Source organism: Mycobacterium paraterrae (assembly GCF_022430545.2).
Classification (GTDB): domain Bacteria; phylum Actinomycetota; class Actinomycetes; order Mycobacteriales; family Mycobacteriaceae; genus Mycobacterium; species Mycobacterium paraterrae.
In genome coordinates this window covers 5,237,223-5,254,424 of sequence record NZ_CP092488.2, presented here as the reverse complement: position 1 = coordinate 5,254,424, position 17,202 = coordinate 5,237,223, and the positions used below count along the sequence as shown (strand labels likewise).

Sequence of the window (17,202 nt, the reverse complement as noted above, 5' to 3'; positions counted from 1 at the left end):
TGCCAGTCGTGCATCAGGGTGAGCTCGAGATCGAATACGAAATCATCGGCGACGGTGAGCCCTACATCCTCACTGGCGGTGGGCGTTTCAGCAAAGATGCTGGGGGTGTGCGCGAGCTGGCGGAGGCGATCGCAGATCGCGGCAAGAAGGTCGTAATCTACGACCGGCTCAACTGCGGCGCGTCCGCGGTGTGCTTCGAAGGCAGCTCGGAGTCGGTGATGCAGGCCGAATCGCTTGCCCAGTTGATCGTCGATCTCGACCTCGGCCCGACAGTCTTGGTCGGCGGCTCCGGAGGCGCACGGATCTCATTGCTCGCCGCGGCGCGACATCCGGAAATCGCGCGAGCCGTTGTCATGTGGTGGGTCAGTGGCGGCGCATTCGGCAGCATGTCGCTGGCCGAGGTCTACAACTTCCCCTCGATCCGGGCAGCGTGGAACGGGACCATGGCTGACGTAGCGGATCTGCCCACCTGGGCAGAGGTCATCGAACGGAATCCCCGCAACCGTGAGCGATTCCTCGCCCAGGACAAAAAGACGTTCATCGAAACAATGGAACGCTGGGCACACGCTTACTGCGCATGTGGCGACCCACTGGTCGCAGGCCTCTCGGATGAGGAAGCTGCGGCAATCACACTGCCGGTACTGGTGTTCCGCAGCGGCGAAAGCGACTACTACCACACCCGCGCGACATCGGAACGCCTCGCCGCGAATCTCAAGAACGCCCACATCATCGACCCCGTCTGGGGAGACCGCGAGTTCCTCGACCGGTTCGAAGACAGCCGGGACAACGGCGTGTCGGTATGGACGAATTGGAAGCAACTCGCACCGCAAATCGTCGACTGGGTCGATGAGAATCTCGGCGAATAGCCGGCGGTCACAGGCGCTGGATCGTCATCCTCTTGACACCATGAATGACACTGCTGCTGAGGTACTCCGGCGATCCGACCGTCACCTTGGGTAGCCGTGTAAGGAGCTCAAAGAACAGGCTGCGCAGCTCCATTCGTGCGAGTTGACTGCCGAGACAAAAGTGCGTGCCGCCACCGCCGAAGCCGAAGTGATTGTTCGGTGTCCGCTCCAGGCGAAACTCGTGTGGATCATCGAATACCGCCGAGTCGCGATTCGCCGAGCAATAAAACAAGCCCAGCTTGTCGCCGGCCCTCACTTGGGTTCCGCCGACCTCGGCGTCGACGACAGCCTGCCGCGCGAAAGATAGGACGGGAGTGGCCCATCGGACGAATTCGTCGATTGCGGTGTCGATGCGATTATCAAAATCCGCCATCAGCCAGGCCAGTTGCTCGGGGCGGTCCATTAACGCCTTGAGGGCGTGAGACGTTGCTTGCTTGGTCGTGTCGCTACCAGCCACTGACAGAAGGACGAGAAAAGCTCCTATCTCCTCGTCGGTCAGGCGGTGCCCATCGACTTCAGCGTTGACGATGTTGGTCATCAGGTCGTCGCGGCCTTCCACACGGCGTCGACGCGCGAGGTCGATGCCCGCTTGGGTCAGCACCCCGAACTGCGTCATCATGTGGATGGCTTTGTCTTCGGCTGCGGTGTAGTCGTCGTCGCTCGCGCCGGACAACGCCTCAGCCGCAGCTAAGATGGCGTCCCGGTCGGAGCGGTCTATGCCGATCATGTCGGAGATGGTGTGCATCGGCAGCTTGCAGGCGCACTCGGAGACAAAGTCGACCTTCGTCCCGTCCTGCAGAACGGTGATGAGGTGGTCGACGATCTCGCGGGCGTTGTCTTGGATCTGCTGCTCGATCATGCGCACCTGCCGTGGGGTGAATGCGCTGCTGATCAGTCGCCGGTACCGCGTGTGCTCAGGAGGGTCCATCGTCAGGAAAAAGGCAGTCGCACGCTGGATCTCGGCGGGCATCGGTTCAATCGAGATGCCCTCGCTAGAGACGAACATGTCGCTGTTCATGCTCACGTACTTGACGTCGGCGTGCTTGGTGACAGCCCAAAAGCCTTTCTCCTCGTGTGGAAACGGAGAGTCGAACGGCTCGTGCCAGGTAAGGCCGTCTTCGGCACGGAGTTCGGCGAACACTTGATCGCGTTCCTCAAAAGGCGACTCCCAGAACGTCGATGATGAGATTTTGTGACGATGAAACTGGCGCGCTGAACTCGATGTCGGGGTAGAAATCGCTGTTCTCCTAGCGTGAAGGACTTTCCGCGCGACTCCCACTCGAGCGTCAGCCGCGGCATCGTGGGGCCTAGGTGATGCGCTGGTCGGTGTTCAACAGCCACCCTGTCATGTGAACTCGACCTCAGAATGAGACAGTAATTCATAAAATGTCGCACCGTCAACTGAAGTTGAAGGTCGAACTGAAGTCCCGTCCATCTTGGCACCGGGCGTCGTTGAGTCGCCCAGTCATGTCCTGAAGACGTGCGTCGCGAGAGTCGCGCGTTGAGCTGCACTGCGGCGCCGCGGATTCCGGCTGTGTACAACGTGACATCGTCATCCCGCTCGGATCCCTAGTTCACACAGCGACAATGACTTGCTGCTGATCGACAGGAACCGTTCCGCCTGAACTTTGCTTGAGAATGTTAAGACATTCTATGTATGAGTGTTTTACGTCGGATCCTTCGCTGGTTCGAAAGAGGCGACATCACAACGTGAACGACTGAGGGGTGTGATCAGCAGTCTCGGTCATCTGATAGGCGGCCGCGCCGTTGGTCAATGCTGCCTGCAAATGCGACCAGGTGGAACACTTCTCGCACAGTGAGATGGCATCAGGAGAAATTATCGTCGAAAGTGCCTGCTCCGGGACTGATGATGAGCAGAGCGACGAGCTGCGTCGGGAGAATCGATTATCAACTTCGCTGCGCCGCATTGACCTCACCGGTGATCTTCATCAGCCTGATCGCATGCTTGCCGCGCAAAAACGGAAGTGGACCCAATCGGACATACCCGACCAGAGTGGGCGGGTCGCGATCGTCACCGGCGCCAATACCGGGCTCGGTTATGACACTGCACGCGCACTCGCCGAACATGGCGCCTCGGTAGTCCTTGCAGTACGCGATGTCGACAAGGGAGAGGCCGCCCGCAAGCGCATTCTCGACGTGGCGCCCGACGCCGACGTGAGTGTCCAAGAACTCGATCTGAGCTCGTTGCAATCGGTGCGCGCCGCGGCGGCCGAACTCCGAGCCGCGCACCCGCGGATCGACTTGCTGATCAACAATGCCGCGGTGGCATTCCCGGCCAAGACGACGACGCCTGACGGGTTCGAGTTGCAGTTCGCCACCAACCACCTCGGCCACTTTGCGCTCACGGGACTGCTACTCGAGGACATGCTCGGCGTCGACGGCGCCCGAGTGGTTGTCGTGGCGAGTTTGGACCACAAGCTCGGCGGTGCCATCCATTTCGACGATCTCCAGTGGGAGCGCCGGTACAGCAGCGCGCTGGCCTACGCTCAGTCGAAGCTGGCGAACCTGATGTTCTGCTACGAACTTCATCGGCGGCTGGTCACATCGGGCGCGCCACTGATCACGGTGACCGCGCACCCCGGCTATACGAAGTCCGATCTCTTCCGCAACATGGGCAAACCGGTCCAGACGATGATGAAGTTTTCGGACCTTTTCATCGGCCAGGATCCCGCGAAGGGCGCACTGCCACAGCTGTACGCCGCGACGATGCCCGATGTGCACGGTGGCCAGTACTGGGGACCGGATGGATTCCTGGAGATGGCGGGCTACCCGACGCTCGTCCGTTCCAGCAAGAAGTCCTACGACCAAAAAGTGCAGAAACAATTGTGGACTGTGTCGGAGGAGTTGACCGGTGTCACGTATCCGATCTGATCGCTACCACCCCGACTTGAGGGGTATCGCCCGGGTGCTTCCCCGGTCGCCGTTCAACAAAGTGACGCTGCCGGCGATCCGCCGCCTGACCCGATTCGTCCCGTCCGCGCGCGAGGGTGTCGAGGTCCTCACGATCACGTCAAGCGCGGGGATCAGGCTCTACCCGCCCCAGCGTGAGTGCGCGCACGGGGGCGCACTGTTGTGGATCCACGGCGGCGGATACGTCATCGGAACAGCGGCACAGGACGACAAGCTGTGCCAACGATTCGTTGAGCGCGTGGGCGTTCCGGTCGCATCGGTCGAATATCGGCTCGCTCCAAGGGATCCCTTTCCGGCCGCATTGGAGGACTGCTACTCAGCGCTGACGTGGTTGGCCCGGTTGTCCGGCGTGGATCCGGGTCGGATCGCGATCGGTGGCGCCAGTGCGGGTGGCGGTCTGGCGGCCGCGCTGGCGCTGCTGGCGCGCGATCGCGGCGAAGTGATGCCGTTGTTCCAGTTGCTGGTGTACCCCATGGTCGATGATCGTCCGTCGAGTCGCCCGGGCCTGGAGAGTCCGCACTACCGGATGTGGAGCGAAAAGAGCGATCGGCTGGGGTGGCAGGCGTACCTCAAGGGCGCCGATCGCCAGGCTGCTGTGCCGTCGCGGCGCGACGACCTATCCAATCTTCCTCCCGCGTGGATGGGCGTGGGAACGGTGGATCCGCTCTACGGCCAGGACGTGGAATATGCGCACAGGCTGCGCGCCGCGGATGTGAGCTGTGAGCTCGACGTCGTCGAAGGAGCTTTCCACGGATTCGACATCGTCGCCGCCAAAACCCCAGTGGCGCAGAGCTTTTTCGATCGGCAATGCGCCGCACTCGAAAAAGCATTCATCGCCTGACGATTCTTCACCCAGCTAGCCGCTTGCCGCCTTCAAGGTCAATGGCAAGAACGTCGGTCCACGTAGTGAGCTGTTGGTCGACCAGGTCGGGGGAGCGGTCGGAGTGATCTGCGAGACCCGGTTGACGAGTTCCCTCAGCACGGCGTGTGCCTCGAGCCGGGCCAACGGCGCACCGAGACACATGTGGGCGCCGTAGCCGAACGCGACGTGCATTCGCGGATTGCGGTCGACGCGGTAGGTGTCCGGGTCGTCGAAAACGAGGGGATCACGGTTGGCGGCGCCGAAGGACAACAGCACGCGTGAACCCTCCGGAATCGTCACCGACCCGACCCGGTAGTCCGCCCGGGTGTAGCGATACAGGTTTTGGATGGGGGAGGTGTAACGGAGCTGTTCTTCGATAGCCATCGGAATCAACTCGGGTTCGGCCCGGAGTCTGTCGAACAGCGCCGGATCATTGGCCAAGGTGTCGAGCATGCCGCCGAGAAGGTTTGTGGTGGTTTCGTTTCCGGCGATGAGCAACAGGATCGCGATGAGAAACAGCTGATCGTCGGTCAACGAACCTTCGGTGTTGTGTTCGACCAAGCGGCCCAGCACGGTGTCGGAGTCTTTGAGGTGCCCGGCGGAGAGCTGCTGCAAGAAATAGCGTCGCAGCGCGATGGCGCCGCCCAATGATTTCGCGACCTTCAGCATTCCCTTTGGCGTGGGAACGAAGTCGATCACCTGCACACTGCGTTCGGACCAACGACGAAAGTCAGCGATGTCGCTGTCGGGGACGCCGAGTATGGCGGCGATGACCCGCAACGGCATGGGGATCGTCAGCAGCTGCACCGCGTCGCCGCCGGGATTGGCGATCATCGTGTCGACGAGTTCGACAGCAAGCTTGTCGACGATGTCGTGCCAGCTGTCCAACGCGCGCTTGGTGAACGCCGGTTGGACCTGTTTGCGTAACCTGCTGTGCTGCTCACCGTCGGTGACGACGACCAGGTCGGCGGCGATCCGCATTCGGGTCACACCCTGGCTGCTGGTGACGAAGTCGGTGTCGCGCAGTGCGGCTCGGACGTCCTCGAGCCGATGCAGGATCCACGTAGCGCGCCGAGGGTTGTAATGCACCCGTCCACCGTTGTGCAGCGCTCGATAGGCTTCGTGAGGCTGCGCGGCAGTAGCCGGGTCGAGCGGGTCGTAATCGGTGTTGACGGCTCCGGTCCACCCTCGAAGTCCCCGTCTGCGAGTGCGGATTGCCCCGCCGATGTTCATTCGGATGGCGCTGGCCAGCGGATCGGCCAGCGCTGACGCATTACGCGCCCGGGCGGCGAGACTCATTGGTTTGCAGCAAGCCGAGAACGGGTCTTCACCGACTCAGGTTCTCGGGGTGTCGAGACGAAATCAATACGCGGCGGCAAACATGCGAACGTAGCGTTGCGCTCGGCGGCCTCGTTTTTCGCAGCGATGCGCGCTGACCAGTGCTTATCGATGCGAATTACCGTGCTCATTTTCTCACCGCGACAATTCCGCCAGTACATTCAGCCGCGATCACATCAGTGACCGAGGGTGTCGGACGCTCTACACCGATGCGGCGGCGACGAAACGGTCCGAAGCAAGATCTCGCCGACGACCGCGTAGCGTTTCTACAGCGGCCACCACTGTCGGTGTCAGCCCGGCCGCGAGCATCGCCTGACGCTTGAAGGCGCGGGCGGCGGGACCAAGCTGATACGCCACCTGCCCGATGTTCTTGCCGAGCCCCACGGGCCACTCGTCGCCGAACATCGCGGTGGTTGCTTGGCTGCGCAGCAGTGCTCGGGTGAAATAGTCACGCACTGCGATGTTGTCGCGGTAGACATGTGGCGACACGATGATCGCGTCGGGCCACTGCGCACCCTCCCGGAGGGTGTCGACGCTCGTCACTGACGTGGACGTGACGCCGAGTATCCGCAACGGCCTCTCATCGCCCGACGCGGCTAGACACACCACGACGTCCCAGCCCCCGGACGACCAGTCAAAGATCAGTCCTCCCGCTGCACCCACCACTTCAGACTCGTTGTCTCCGAGCACAAGAAGACGAGGCCGAGTCGCGCGACCGATCGGCTCAGCGTCAAGAGAGTGGTCGGCCCGGGTTGCCGCTGATCTCACGGGTGAAAACCTCCGTCGTTGGCCCCTGCGGGTGCGGCCTAATTGAACGCGATCACGCCGCGGATGTTATTGCCGGCGCGCAGGTCTTTCATGGCCTCGTTGATGTCGTCGAGTTTGTATGTCTGGGTGACCAGTTCGTCGAGTTTGATCTGGCCCGCCTCGTACATCGCCAATAGTTTCGGCATCGCCTCGCGGGGGTTCATCTCGCCGTAGAGCACGCCCTTGAGCGTTTTGCAGGAGCTGACCATGTCGGTCAAAATCAGCGGCACGTTCATGTCGGTGATCTTCGCCATGCCGGTCAGCACGCACGTGCCGCCCTTGCGGAGCAGCATCATGCCCAGCATGATCAAGTCCGGTGGCACCACTCCGGGAGTTAGGACGACCCGGTCGGCCATGACGCCCCAGGTGATCTCCTTGACCAGCTCGAGAGCGGCGCCGGCGTCGACGGCGGTGTGGGTGGCTCCGAAAGTCGGTGCGAGGCTTCGCTTGATCTCGCTGGGGTCGACGGCGACGATGTGTTTGGCTCCGGCGACCTTGGCGCCCTGGACGGCGTTCATCCCGATACCGCCGACCCCGATCACCACCACGGTGTCACCGGCCTCGGTACCGGCGGCGACCGAACCTGAGCCGAAACCTGTTGTCACACCGCAGGAAACCAGCGATGCGGCTTCCAGGGGGATCCAGTCGTTGATCTTGACCAGCGAGCGCTCCGATGCCACAACGTATTCGGAGAAGGTGCCGACCTGCATCATCGCCATCAGGTTCTCACCGTTGAGATGCCGCCGGCAGGTCCCATCGGTCGTCATCGCCTTGCTGTAGACGTCCGCCCCGACGTCGCACAGGTAGGTGTGACCAGTCACGCACCACCGACAGCGACCGCACGCCGGGAAGAACGAGACGGCGACGTGGTCACCCGGTGCGAGCGTGTGGACCTCGGGCCCGACCGCCTCGACGACGCCAGAGCCCTCATGGCCGCCGAGCATGGGGAACCACTCCGGCACATCGACGCCCGCGGCCCGCATCATCTCTTCCATGTCCGCGCCCGGCACACTGTCGCCGGTGTAGAAGTGCTCGTCGGAATGGCAAATGCCGGCATACGCCATCTTGACGAGAACTTCGCCCGCGTGAGGAGGGTCGAGATCGACCTCGGTGACCTCCCAGTCAATGCCGACGCCGCGCAACACCGCTGCTTTGGACTTCATCGTGCCTCTTTCGTCAGGGGGAGTCTGGTCAGGCGGCCGGCCAGCCGACAGTCTTTGTCTGCGTGAAGATTTCGAGCCCCTCGATGCCGCATTGCCGGCCGATGCCCGATTGCTTGTAGCCACCGAACGGCGCGTCTGCGCCGTACCAGAGCCCCCCGTTGATGCCGAGCGTCCCGGTTCTGATCCGGCTCGCCACCGACTTTGCACGCTCGAGGTCGCTGGCGAACACCACCCCTGACAGCCCGTAGATGGATTCGTTGGCAATCCGCACAGCATCGTCGTCGCCGTCGAAACCGATCACCGACAGCACCGGGCCGAAGATCTCCTCCTGGGCGATCGTCATCTTGTTGTCGACGTTCGCGAAGACGGTCGGCTCGACGAAGTAACCCTTCGGCAGATGCTTGGGAACCCCGCCGCCCGTTACCAGGCGCGCACCTTCCTGCCGGCCCTTCTCGATGTAGCCCAGAACCCGCTCGTGCTGCTTTTTGGAGACCAACGGCCCCTGGAGCACCGAAGGGTCGGTGGGGTCACCGTACTTGTTCTTCTGCATTGCCGCCGTGACGATCTCGACGGCTTCGTCGTAGCGTGTGTTGGGCACCAGCAGCCGGGTGGGCATCGCGCACCCTTGCCCAGCGTGCATGCAGATGAAGGCGCTACCGCCGACCGCACCGCTGATGTCGCCGTCCTCGTCGAGAATCAGATAGACAGACTTGCCGCCGAGCTCGAGGAAGGTGGGTTTCACCGTTTCTGACGCCGCAGCCATGATCCGTCTGCCGGTGGCTGTCGAGCCGGTGAAGGCGACCATGTCCACCAGTGGAGAGGTCGAAATGACCTCGCCGACAAGGTGGTCTGAGGAGGGGACGATGTTGATGACGCCGGGCGGAATGTCGGTGTGCTCGGCGATAATACGGCCGATGCGGGTGGCGTTCCACGGTGTGTCGGGGGCGGGCTTCAAGACACAGGTGTTGCCCATCGCGAGAATCGGCCCGATCTTGTTGAGGATGATCTCGAGCGGGAAGTTCCACGGCGTGATGACACCCACGACGCCGATCGGCTCTTTCCACACTTCACGCGTGGTGAGGCTGCCCATGCCGAACGCGTCCTTGTCGGGAAGCGAACGCTTCCAAGAGAACTGGCTGATCATGTCAGCGGGCCAGGTCAGCGCCTCGTTGAGCGGCACGTCGAGCTGGGGTCCATACGTCGACAGCAGGGGGCAGCCGACTTCCGAGATGAGTTCGCTGCGAAGGTCTTCGCGTTCGGCTTGCAGCGCCTCTTGGAGCTGGCGCAGACCGGCGGCGCGCGCTTCGCCGTTACGTGACCAATCGGTGTTGTCGAACGCGTGCCGCGCCGCGGCAATTGCGCGCTCCATGTCGGCGCGGGTTGCGTCGTAGGTGCTGCCGAGAACCTCTTCGGTGGCCGGATTGATGTTGTCGAATTGGCGACCGGTCTCGGATTCGACGAGCTTGCCGTCGATCAGCATCCGGGGTTCGTGATTCACCATTGCCGAAGTTCCTTCACAGCGTCGGAGGCGCGCGGCGCCAGCGTGAGATAGGGGATGAAACTGCTGTTACCGCAACGGATGACGGAGTCGACGACGTCGGTGAGATGCTCGGCGTCGACAAGGCCACCGACCATGTACTTGTTGTCCATCCAGTATCTGATGGCGGACTCCAAGACATCGGGGTCCCAGCTTTTGTTGAACTCGGTCTGGGCGTCACCTTTGCCGCCGAGGCTGTCGCCGACGGCGAGACGGGTGAAGCCGATCTCCGGGTGCTCGATGCGCCAGGCCTCGACGAGCTTGTCGAGTGCGGATTTGGTCACCGAGTAGGCCCCAAGCATGGGCCACGGCGTGGTGTAGGACGCACTCAGTGACGACAGGTACACCGCCGTGCCCGCGGCGGCGGCCAGGTGTGGCGCGGCGGCGGCGGTGATCAGCGATGCGCCGGTCACATTGGTGGCGAACATCTGCGCCCATTGCTCGGCGGTCATGTCGCGCAGCGGCGAAAGCACACCCATGCCGGTGGTGTACACCAGAGCGTCGAGACCGCCGAGGGCACCGACCACTTCGGCCATCGCCGCCTCGCAGGTGTCGGCGCGGGTGACGTCGCAGGCGACCGCGACGGCGCCGTTGCCGGCCTCCTTGGCCGCGTCGACCAACCTGTCGTAGCGACGTGCCAGCAGCGCCACATGCGCACCGCGTTGCGCGAGTCCGGTGCCGATGCACCTCCCGAGACCGGCGGAGGCACCGACGATTGCAACGCGCAGCGGCGGTTTAGCGTTGTCAGACATTGAGTTTGGCGCTAACCGAGCCGAGGGTTGCGCCCGCAGTGCGCTCGAATCGGCCGTGGTCGAAGCTGCGGATCTCGACGTCATGGTCGCCGGCCTCGGTGCGCAACGCACCGACCGTGCACTGTTCGCGGGTGCGATGTTCGAAGGGGTCGAACGAGTACCACCGGCAGGCGTTTTCGTAGGTGATCTTGTTGACCTCGTCGTCGGGCAGTCCACTCATCACGTAGGCCAACTCCTCGGCCGCCGCCGGCCACGACGAGTCGGAGTGCGGGTAGTCGCATTCCCAGGCGATGTTGTCGATGCCGATGTCGTGGCGCAGCTTGATCCCGATCGGGTCGGCGATGAAACAGGTGAGGAATCGTTCCCGGAAGACCTCGCTGGGTAGCCGGTTACCGAAGTCCTGTCCGGTCCACAGGTGGTGCATCTCGTAGGTGCGGTCGAGACGATCGATGAAGTAGGGGATCCAGCCCGTGCCGCCTTCGGACAGCGCGAAGCGGACGTTCGGGAACTCTTTGATCACCCGTGACCACAGCAGGTCGGCGGCCGCCGAACAGACGTTCATCGGCTGCAGTGTGATCATCACGTCGATGGGTGCGTTGTCGGCGGTCATCGTGATCTTGCCCGACGAGCCGAGGTGAACGGAGAGCACGGTGTCGGTGTCCGACAGGGCTCGCCACATCGGGTCCCAGTAGTCGTCGTGGAAGCTGGGGAACCCGAGCGTCGCTGGGTTTTCGGTGAATGTGACCGAATGGCAGCCTTTTTCGGCGTTGCGGCGAATCTCCTTGGCGCACAGCTCGGGGTCCCACAACACGGGAAGTCCCATCGGCAGGAAGCGCCCCGGGTAGGACCCGCACCACTCGTCGATGTGCCAATCGTTGTAGGCCTGGGTGACGGCGAGCGCGAGGTCTTTGTCGGAGTGTGTGGCGAAGAGTCTGCCGGCGAAGCCGGGGAAGGACGGGAAACACATCGATCCGAGCACGCCGCCGGCATCCATGTCCTTGATCCGTTCGTGGATGTCATAGCAACCGGGCCGCATCTCGTCGAAGGCGGTCGGTTCGATGCCGTACTCCTCGCGGGGGCGGCCCGCCACGGCGTTGAGGCCGATGTTGGGAACGATCGCACCATTGAATGTCCACACTTCCGAGCCGTTGGGCTGGCGGATGACTCGCGGTGCCTCGTCGGCGTATTTCGCGGGGACCCTGCCCTCGAAGAGGTTTGGCGGCTCCACGAGATGGTCGTCGACGCTCACCAGGATCATGTCTTCGGGCTGCATGGGTCTCCTTGCGCAGAGGTTGAGAGCGAGATTATCAGTAGAGCGGAGGAACTATATTCACTTAGCGTAAATACACGTTTACAGTTGAGCATGGGCGGCCCACAACGGGCAGCAGACAATCACCGCGGCAAAGCGTTTCGGGGTTCGGCGGCGAAAGCGAGCAGGAGGCGGTCGAGGATTTTCGCGGCCCGCCGGCGCGCTTTGTTCGGATCCGCGGCATGCGCGACCAGAAGCGAGGCCTCCTCGAGCGCAGCGACGATCATGTGGGTCAACTCGGAAACGGGTTGATCGTCGATCACGCCCTCTGCGATCGCCTCGCGTATCACCTCGTCGATCAGGGCGATGCTGTTGCCCTCCTGGATTTCGCGCAGGGTTTGCCAGCCGAGGACCACCGGCCCGTCGACGAGCATCACCCGTTGGACCGCGGGTTCCTGTGCGGCGGCGAGGAATCCGTGTAGCCCGCTGGTGAGTCGCTCCCACGCATCGGCGCCCTGCGGGGGAGCCGCAATCGAGCGCAGTGTCAGGTCGTTCTCGACGTCTTCGAACACGGCTCGGAACAGTTCGGCCTTGTCTTTGAAGTGGTGGTAGAAGGCGCCCCGGGTGCCGACGCCCGATTTCGTGACAAGGTCATTGATGCTGGTGTTGAAGAACCCGTGCGCTACGAACAGTTCTCGACCGGCGTCGACCAGCGCGCGGCGAGTTTGATCGCCACGGGCACGCCGGTCGATGTCTGCTCCGCCGCGCTTCGCCATGTCGACGATCGTAGCAACATTCGGTCTGTATGTTGAGCGCGGTCAGCGCACGATTCCTCGAACGGTCATGAGCCCGAGGTCGGCGTGGGATTTGAATCCCGGCGCGGCGTCGCAGATAGCCGGAATGGAGTTCACCGGTTCCATCGCGGTCCACGCGTATCCGATGTAACCGGGCTTGGCGTGCTCGCGGGCTTCCGGGCTTCCGCGCAGGATCAACTCGGTGCCCGGATCGCCCTCGATGACCACGCGATAGTGGTAGTAGGGCTCCCAGTCGGGCCGGGGGTCGATGGCGTCGTGCTCGGTGAACGCATAGAGCTCGTGCAAGGTGATGAAGGGCCGGTCGTCGACCCACGCCGTCCACAGGTGGTGCTGGGATGCGACGGTGCCCGTCCTGATCACCCCTTTGAGGCCGGGCATGTCCATATCGGGTGTGCCCTCGTAGGGAATGTCGCGGGTGGCGATACCGAGTTCGACGTCTCTGGTGAACTTCTCGACGGTCTTGCCCAGTCCTTCGACGACCATCGAGAGCGACTGCGCGAACAGCGTCCAGGCGTCCTGAAAAAGATTGCCCTTGGCGAACTCGGCGGGCGTCTTTCCGAATCCCATCTCGTCGAGATACTTCAGCGTGTCCTTGTTGAAGTTGACTGACTCATAGATGTGGATGTGGTCGGTCTTGCCGACGATGCGGGCCAGCGTCAGGACGAGGAGATCCGCGGCATAGCCGGGGTGGATCCCGCCGCCGTGGAAGGACGTGCCGCCTGCCTGGCAAGCCGCCTCGATTTTGTCGATGTCGGCGCTGTTGGTGTCTGTCCGATGCCACCAGGCACCGCCGGACGCCACGACACTCTTTCCGCCACGAAGCAGGCGGCAGATCTCGTCGACGTCCGACCACAGCGGTGCATAGAACACGCAGTCGGCGTCGAGCGCTTCCAGGGCGGACTTGTCGGTGGTCGCAAACACCCCGATGGGCGCTTCGCCGACCAGTTCGCCGGCGTCCTTGCCAACCTTCTCCGGTCGATTGCACAGCACCCCGACCACCTCGTACAAGGGATTGTGGGCAAAGTGCCGCAATGCCAACGTGCCGACATTGCCCATGCCCCACTGGATCACGCGGTACTTGCGTTGGGCGGGCTGGGTGCGTGCTTCCACTTCCGATGTCAGCGTCATCGCGGTCTCCTCTGAGCGGCCCCATCCGAACGGTACAACCGGCGAAAGTCCGATAGGCAGTTTTCGGAAACCGAGATTTACGGTGGAGTCCGGGGCGAGTCACCTGGTCACCGCCACAACCTTCGTCATGTATGTTGCCGCTATGGCAGACGACGAGGTTCGTGCATACGGTTCGGTGGCGCCGCTGAAAGTCGGCTTGCTGAATGACTATCCGACCACTGGCGACACCGACAACGACAGCGTCGACGCGCTGCGATTAGTGATGGACGAAGCCTTGGCCAGCGGGCTGATCGACCGCCCGATCGAACTGGTCACCCGCAACGTGGTCGGATTGCCCAACGGCACCTATCTCGCCGTGGAGCGAGCCTTCGACGAGCTGGTGGCCGAGGGGTGCCTGGCGATCTACGGGCCCTGGGTGTCAGACAACGTCGTGCCACTGAGCTCCCACGTCGATGCCACCGCGCGGGTTCCGATCGTCACCCTGTCGGGTTCGGAGGGTGCGCTCGGTGAATGGTGCTTCGCGCTGAACAACGGGTCGATGGCCGAGGAGCCGGTGATGTTGGCCGCGGTCATGATCGGCGACGGTCGCTCACGGATCGCCATCGCCTACGAGTCGTCACTGATCGGCAAGGAATATCTTGCCTTCGCGCAACGAGCCTACGACGCGGCCGGCTTGAACGTCGTTGCCGCCGTGGCGATTCCTCAGATCGAGGCCGACAAATCGGAGGCAGTCGAGGCGTTGCGCGCCGCGCAGCCCGACGCACTGGTGCACGTCGGTTTCGGGCACGGGCTGTGGGGCTTCACCGACGCGCTGCTGGCTGCGGGCTGGGATCCGCCTCGCTACACCACGACGGCGTTCGAGATGGCGCACATCAATGCCGAGTGGATGCGCCACCTCTCGGGATGGATAGGTCTGGACAGCTACGACGAACGCAATACCGTCGGCCAGGCGTTCCTCGACCGCTTCAAGGCCCGATACGGTCGCCGGCCGGGTCATTCGATGCCGGGCCTTTCCCACGACGCGGCCACCGTGATCGTGCGCGGGCTCGCCGCTGCGCGCCCGCTGACGGGAGAAGGGGTGAAAGGCGGGATGGAGCAGGTGAAGCTCGTCCCGTCGGCCAGCGGCGCCCCGGGCACCTTCCTCCGATTCGGGCGCTACATCCGTCAGGGATGGATGGGTTCTGACTACCTCATCGCCCGTCGGGTACTGCCCGACGGGAGCGCACACGTCTTTCACGCCGCGCCCAGCGATCACATCGCACGCGCGGTCATCCGCGGCTCACGCTAACTGGATCGCCCCGAAGACCGGCGCCGTCACGACACCGGGCGGTTGGGCGAGCACATAGGGGATTGCCCGCACCGCACCCATCGCGATCATCAGGTGACCCGGCATCGCATGCTGGCCCGCCGGCGTCGCGGTCTGCGAACCCACGTCGAGCTGCAGTTCGAAACTCGGCTCACCGGTGATGACGGCGCGGATCAGCGGCGCCTTCTCGCCGGGCGCCAGCGGCGTCATGCCCCACTGGGGGAGATCGCGGGTCAGCACCCACTCTTCGTGGATGGCCAGCAGGGGACGGCCGGACCAATGCCCGACCCATGAGAACCGCTGTCCGACAACAGTTCCCGCTTCGATCGTGCCGGCGAGGACTTCGATGTCATGGGAAAGCGTGGTGGCGTCGACGGCCACGTCGATGTGCGACAAGGTGATCCCCAGGACGTCGGCCGTGGCGTTGAGCGCCTGGCGGTAGGCGAGGTCCAGCTTTTTGATAATCGGGGAGTCCACGCTGACGTCTTCAGGTGGCCGGCCCATGCCCATCAGGTCGACGAGCATGGGACGGCTGTCGACCGCGGATACGTCGGTGGCCTCGTAGAGGTCGATTCGGTCGATGGTCTTGCTCAGCCCGGTCACCGTCGCGACGAGTCGCTCGAACATGAAGCCGGGGTTCTCGCCCGCGGCGTGAAATCGTGACCCGCCCTGTCGGCAGGCGTCGACGAACGCCGCCTCTGTGTCGGCGCCGTAGGTGGGCAGGTGGTTGTAGGACGTCGTCGTGATGACGGTGCTTCCCGCCGCCAGCAGGCGGCAGATGTCCTCGGCGTTCGTCTCGACGGCATGTGCCTTGCTGGCCGCGTGCACGACGACGTCGGCGTGCAAGGCGATGATCTCGTCTTTGTCCGCGGTAGCGACGACCCCCGTGGTCGGTGGGAGACCGCACAGCGCGCCGGCGTCGAGGCCGGCCTTGCCCGGGTCATACACCAGCACCCCTACCAGCTGATAATGCGGATTCTCGATAAGCTCCCGCAGTGCCGCGCGGCCCACGGCGCCCGTCGCCCACTGCACGACTCGTGTGGCCAATCGAATACTCCAGGTTGCACTTTCGCGATTTCGTCAGGTCGCTGGTTGGTTCAACTTACATCATGTACGGTTTTCAACCGACAGTATGTAGGTTGAGAGGCTGTACGAGAGGTGACTCGTGGCGGAGCCGGCGGTTACTGACGACATCGAGCAGCGCATCCGCGAGGCGCAGGAGAAGTTCAACGCGGGAATGGGCGCCGACGGTGACGCGACCCCATACCCGCTGCTGCGCGAGCTGCGGCTGAAGGCGGCAGTGCACCCGGGTTGGCCGGAGATGGGCGTCCCGGAGGACGGGCCCGACGGCAAGAAGACGTTCACGGCATATTCGTTCGATGCGGTCAAGGGCGTGTTCACCGACAACATCACGTTCAGCACCCGCATCTACGAGGACATGGTGCGCCCGCTGCAGGGCCCGACGATCCTCGAGATGCAGGAGCCCGAGCATGCGGTCTACCGCCGATTGCACGAGTTCGCGTTCGCCCGATCGTCGATGAAGCGTTGGGACACCGAGCTTGTCGGGCCCCTGGTGGACCGCACGATCGCGAAATTTCGCGACGCACACCAAGTCGACTTGGTCGATGCGGTGTTCATGCCCATTCCCGTGCGGATCATCGCGGCCCTGCTCGGGCTGCCGGAATCGGATATCGGTGAGTTTCACCGATTGGCGATCGACTTGTTGGGCTTTCGCGGCGACATGGATACCGCGATGAAAGCGTCAGCGCAGATGAAGGAGTACTTCGTCGGAATACTCGCCGATCGGCGTAAGTCGCCGAAAGACGACATGGTGACCATCCTGTCGCAGGCCGAGATCGACGGCGTCAAGATGTCGGACGAGCAAATCTACGGATTCATGCGCAATCTCCTGCCCGCGGGCGCGGAGACCACGTCTCGGTCGACCGCTAGCCTCGCGCTGGGGTTGTTGACCCACACCGACCAACTCGATGCGGTGCGTGCCGACCGCAGTCTCGTGCCGCAGGCGATCGAAGAGGGCATTCGGTGGGAGACCCCGCTGCTGAACTTCATACGCGAAGTCAGCACCGACACGACGTTCTTCGGTCTGGATATCCCCGAGGGTTCGACGATGATGGTCAACCTCGGCAGCGCCAACCATGACGAGACCCGCTGGGACGACGCGGAGTCGTTCAACATCTTCCGTGACCGCAAGCCGCACATCGGTTTTGGCCATGGTGCGCACGTATGTCTCGGTATGCACCTGGCGCGTCTGGAGAGCACCAAAATCTTCAACGCACTGTTCGACGCATTACCGGGCTTGCGTCTCGACCCCGACGCGCCGGCACCCTACGTCACCGGGACGATGTTCCGCTCGCCACCACGCCTCGACGTGGTATGGGATTGAGGAGA

The 17,202-nt window shown here is 63.3% G+C and carries 15 protein-coding genes; 5 read left to right on the top strand and 10 right to left on the bottom strand.

Going from position 1 to position 17,202, the window contains the following annotated elements; all coding sequences use genetic code 11:
- Window positions 1-8 precede the first annotated feature (8 nt).
- A complete protein-coding gene (locus tag MKK62_RS25300) occupies window positions 9-866 on the top strand; it encodes an alpha/beta fold hydrolase (protein WP_240263176.1) in 858 nt (285 codons plus the stop codon).
- A 7-nt stretch (window positions 867-873) separates the two neighbouring features.
- Here the strand turns inward: MKK62_RS25300 and MKK62_RS25295 are convergent, their stop codons facing one another.
- Entirely contained in the window at window positions 874-2,142 is a 1,269-nt protein-coding gene (locus tag MKK62_RS25295; protein WP_240263931.1) for a cytochrome P450, read from the bottom strand.
- A gap of 725 nt (window positions 2,143-2,867) precedes the next feature.
- Here MKK62_RS25295 and MKK62_RS25290 point away from each other — a divergent pair.
- Both MKK62_RS25290 and MKK62_RS25285 read left to right on the top strand, forming a co-directional pair.
- On the top strand, window positions 2,868-3,797 hold the full coding sequence (locus MKK62_RS25290) for an SDR family NAD(P)-dependent oxidoreductase (protein ID WP_240263177.1): 930 nt from the start codon (window positions 2,868-2,870) through the stop codon (window positions 3,795-3,797).
- On the top strand, window positions 3,787-4,677 hold the full coding sequence (locus MKK62_RS25285; RefSeq protein WP_240263932.1) for an alpha/beta hydrolase: 891 nt from the start codon (window positions 3,787-3,789) through the stop codon (window positions 4,675-4,677). Before MKK62_RS25290 ends, MKK62_RS25285 begins: the two co-directional genes overlap by 11 nt.
- A gap of 15 nt (window positions 4,678-4,692) precedes the next feature.
- Here the strand turns inward: MKK62_RS25285 and MKK62_RS25280 are convergent, their stop codons facing one another.
- The 8 genes from MKK62_RS25280 to MKK62_RS25245 form a co-directional block, all read right to left on the bottom strand.
- A complete protein-coding gene (locus MKK62_RS25280; RefSeq protein WP_240263178.1) occupies window positions 4,693-5,997 on the bottom strand; it encodes a cytochrome P450 in 1,305 nt (434 codons plus the stop codon).
- Between the two features lie 240 nt (window positions 5,998-6,237).
- A complete protein-coding gene (locus tag MKK62_RS25275; RefSeq protein WP_240263179.1) occupies window positions 6,238-6,702 on the bottom strand; it encodes a hypothetical protein in 465 nt (154 codons plus the stop codon).
- A 140-nt stretch (window positions 6,703-6,842) separates the two neighbouring features.
- Complete coding sequence (locus MKK62_RS25270) at window positions 6,843-8,006, bottom strand: NDMA-dependent alcohol dehydrogenase (RefSeq protein WP_240263180.1); 1,164 nt, start codon at window positions 8,004-8,006, stop codon at window positions 6,843-6,845.
- Window positions 8,007-8,034: 28 nt separating this feature from the next.
- Window positions 8,035-9,507 carry an aldehyde dehydrogenase family protein gene (locus MKK62_RS25265; RefSeq protein WP_240263181.1) on the bottom strand — a complete coding sequence of 491 codons (1,473 nt, stop codon included), beginning with the start codon at window positions 9,505-9,507 and terminating at the stop codon, window positions 8,035-8,037.
- Complete coding sequence (locus MKK62_RS25260; protein WP_240263182.1) at window positions 9,501-10,295, bottom strand: SDR family oxidoreductase; 795 nt, start codon at window positions 10,293-10,295, stop codon at window positions 9,501-9,503. Before MKK62_RS25260 ends, MKK62_RS25265 begins: the two co-directional genes overlap by 7 nt.
- Window positions 10,288-11,568 carry an amidohydrolase family protein gene (locus MKK62_RS25255; RefSeq protein WP_240263183.1) on the bottom strand — a complete coding sequence of 427 codons (1,281 nt, stop codon included), beginning with the start codon at window positions 11,566-11,568 and terminating at the stop codon, window positions 10,288-10,290. The genes MKK62_RS25260 and MKK62_RS25255 overlap by 8 nt, the downstream gene beginning before the upstream one ends.
- A 119-nt stretch (window positions 11,569-11,687) precedes the next feature.
- Window positions 11,688-12,320, bottom strand: a complete 633-nt coding sequence (locus tag MKK62_RS25250; protein WP_240263184.1) for a TetR/AcrR family transcriptional regulator — start codon at window positions 12,318-12,320, stop codon at window positions 11,688-11,690.
- A 42-nt stretch (window positions 12,321-12,362) separates the two neighbouring features.
- Window positions 12,363-13,487, bottom strand: a complete 1,125-nt coding sequence (locus MKK62_RS25245; RefSeq protein ID WP_240263185.1) for an NAD(P)H-dependent amine dehydrogenase family protein — start codon at window positions 13,485-13,487, stop codon at window positions 12,363-12,365.
- A gap of 142 nt (window positions 13,488-13,629) precedes the next feature.
- Between MKK62_RS25245 and MKK62_RS25240 the strand changes: the two genes are divergently transcribed.
- Complete coding sequence (locus MKK62_RS25240; protein WP_240263186.1) at window positions 13,630-14,775, top strand: ABC transporter substrate-binding protein; 1,146 nt, start codon at window positions 13,630-13,632, stop codon at window positions 14,773-14,775.
- Here MKK62_RS25240 and MKK62_RS25235 read toward each other — a convergent pair.
- A complete protein-coding gene (locus MKK62_RS25235) occupies window positions 14,767-15,825 on the bottom strand; it encodes a dihydrodipicolinate synthase (protein WP_350355767.1) in 1,059 nt (352 codons plus the stop codon). The two genes, MKK62_RS25240 and MKK62_RS25235, sit on opposite strands and share 9 nt — an antisense overlap.
- 133 nt (window positions 15,826-15,958) lie before the next feature.
- Here MKK62_RS25235 and MKK62_RS25230 point away from each other — a divergent pair, with 133 nt between their 5' ends.
- Complete coding sequence (locus MKK62_RS25230; protein ID WP_240263188.1) at window positions 15,959-17,197, top strand: cytochrome P450; 1,239 nt, start codon at window positions 15,959-15,961, stop codon at window positions 17,195-17,197.
- Window positions 17,198-17,202 lie beyond the last annotated feature (5 nt).

Bases quoted from the DNA above. Each gene is read 5' to 3' on its own strand.
- MKK62_RS25250 (WP_240263184.1), bottom strand. From the start codon at position 12,320: ATGGCGAAGCGCGGCGGAGCAGACATCGACCGGCGTGCCCGTGGCGAT.
- MKK62_RS25290 (WP_240263177.1), top strand. From the start codon at position 2,868: ATGCTTGCCGCGCAAAAACGGAAGTGGACCCAATCGGACATACCCGAC.
- MKK62_RS25260 (WP_240263182.1), bottom strand. From the start codon at position 10,295: ATGTCTGACAACGCTAAACCGCCGCTGCGCGTTGCAATCGTCGGTGCC.
- MKK62_RS25240 (WP_240263186.1), top strand. From the start codon at position 13,630: ATGGCAGACGACGAGGTTCGTGCATACGGTTCGGTGGCGCCGCTGAAA.
- MKK62_RS25270 (WP_240263180.1), bottom strand. From the start codon at position 8,006: ATGAAGTCCAAAGCAGCGGTGTTGCGCGGCGTCGGCATTGACTGGGAG.
- MKK62_RS25280 (WP_240263178.1), bottom strand. From the start codon at position 5,997: ATGAGTCTCGCCGCCCGGGCGCGTAATGCGTCAGCGCTGGCCGATCCG.
- MKK62_RS25265 (WP_240263181.1), bottom strand. From the start codon at position 9,507: ATGGTGAATCACGAACCCCGGATGCTGATCGACGGCAAGCTCGTCGAA.
- MKK62_RS25255 (WP_240263183.1), bottom strand. From the start codon at position 11,568: ATGCAGCCCGAAGACATGATCCTGGTGAGCGTCGACGACCATCTCGTG.
- MKK62_RS25245 (WP_240263185.1), bottom strand. From the start codon at position 13,487: ATGACGCTGACATCGGAAGTGGAAGCACGCACCCAGCCCGCCCAACGC.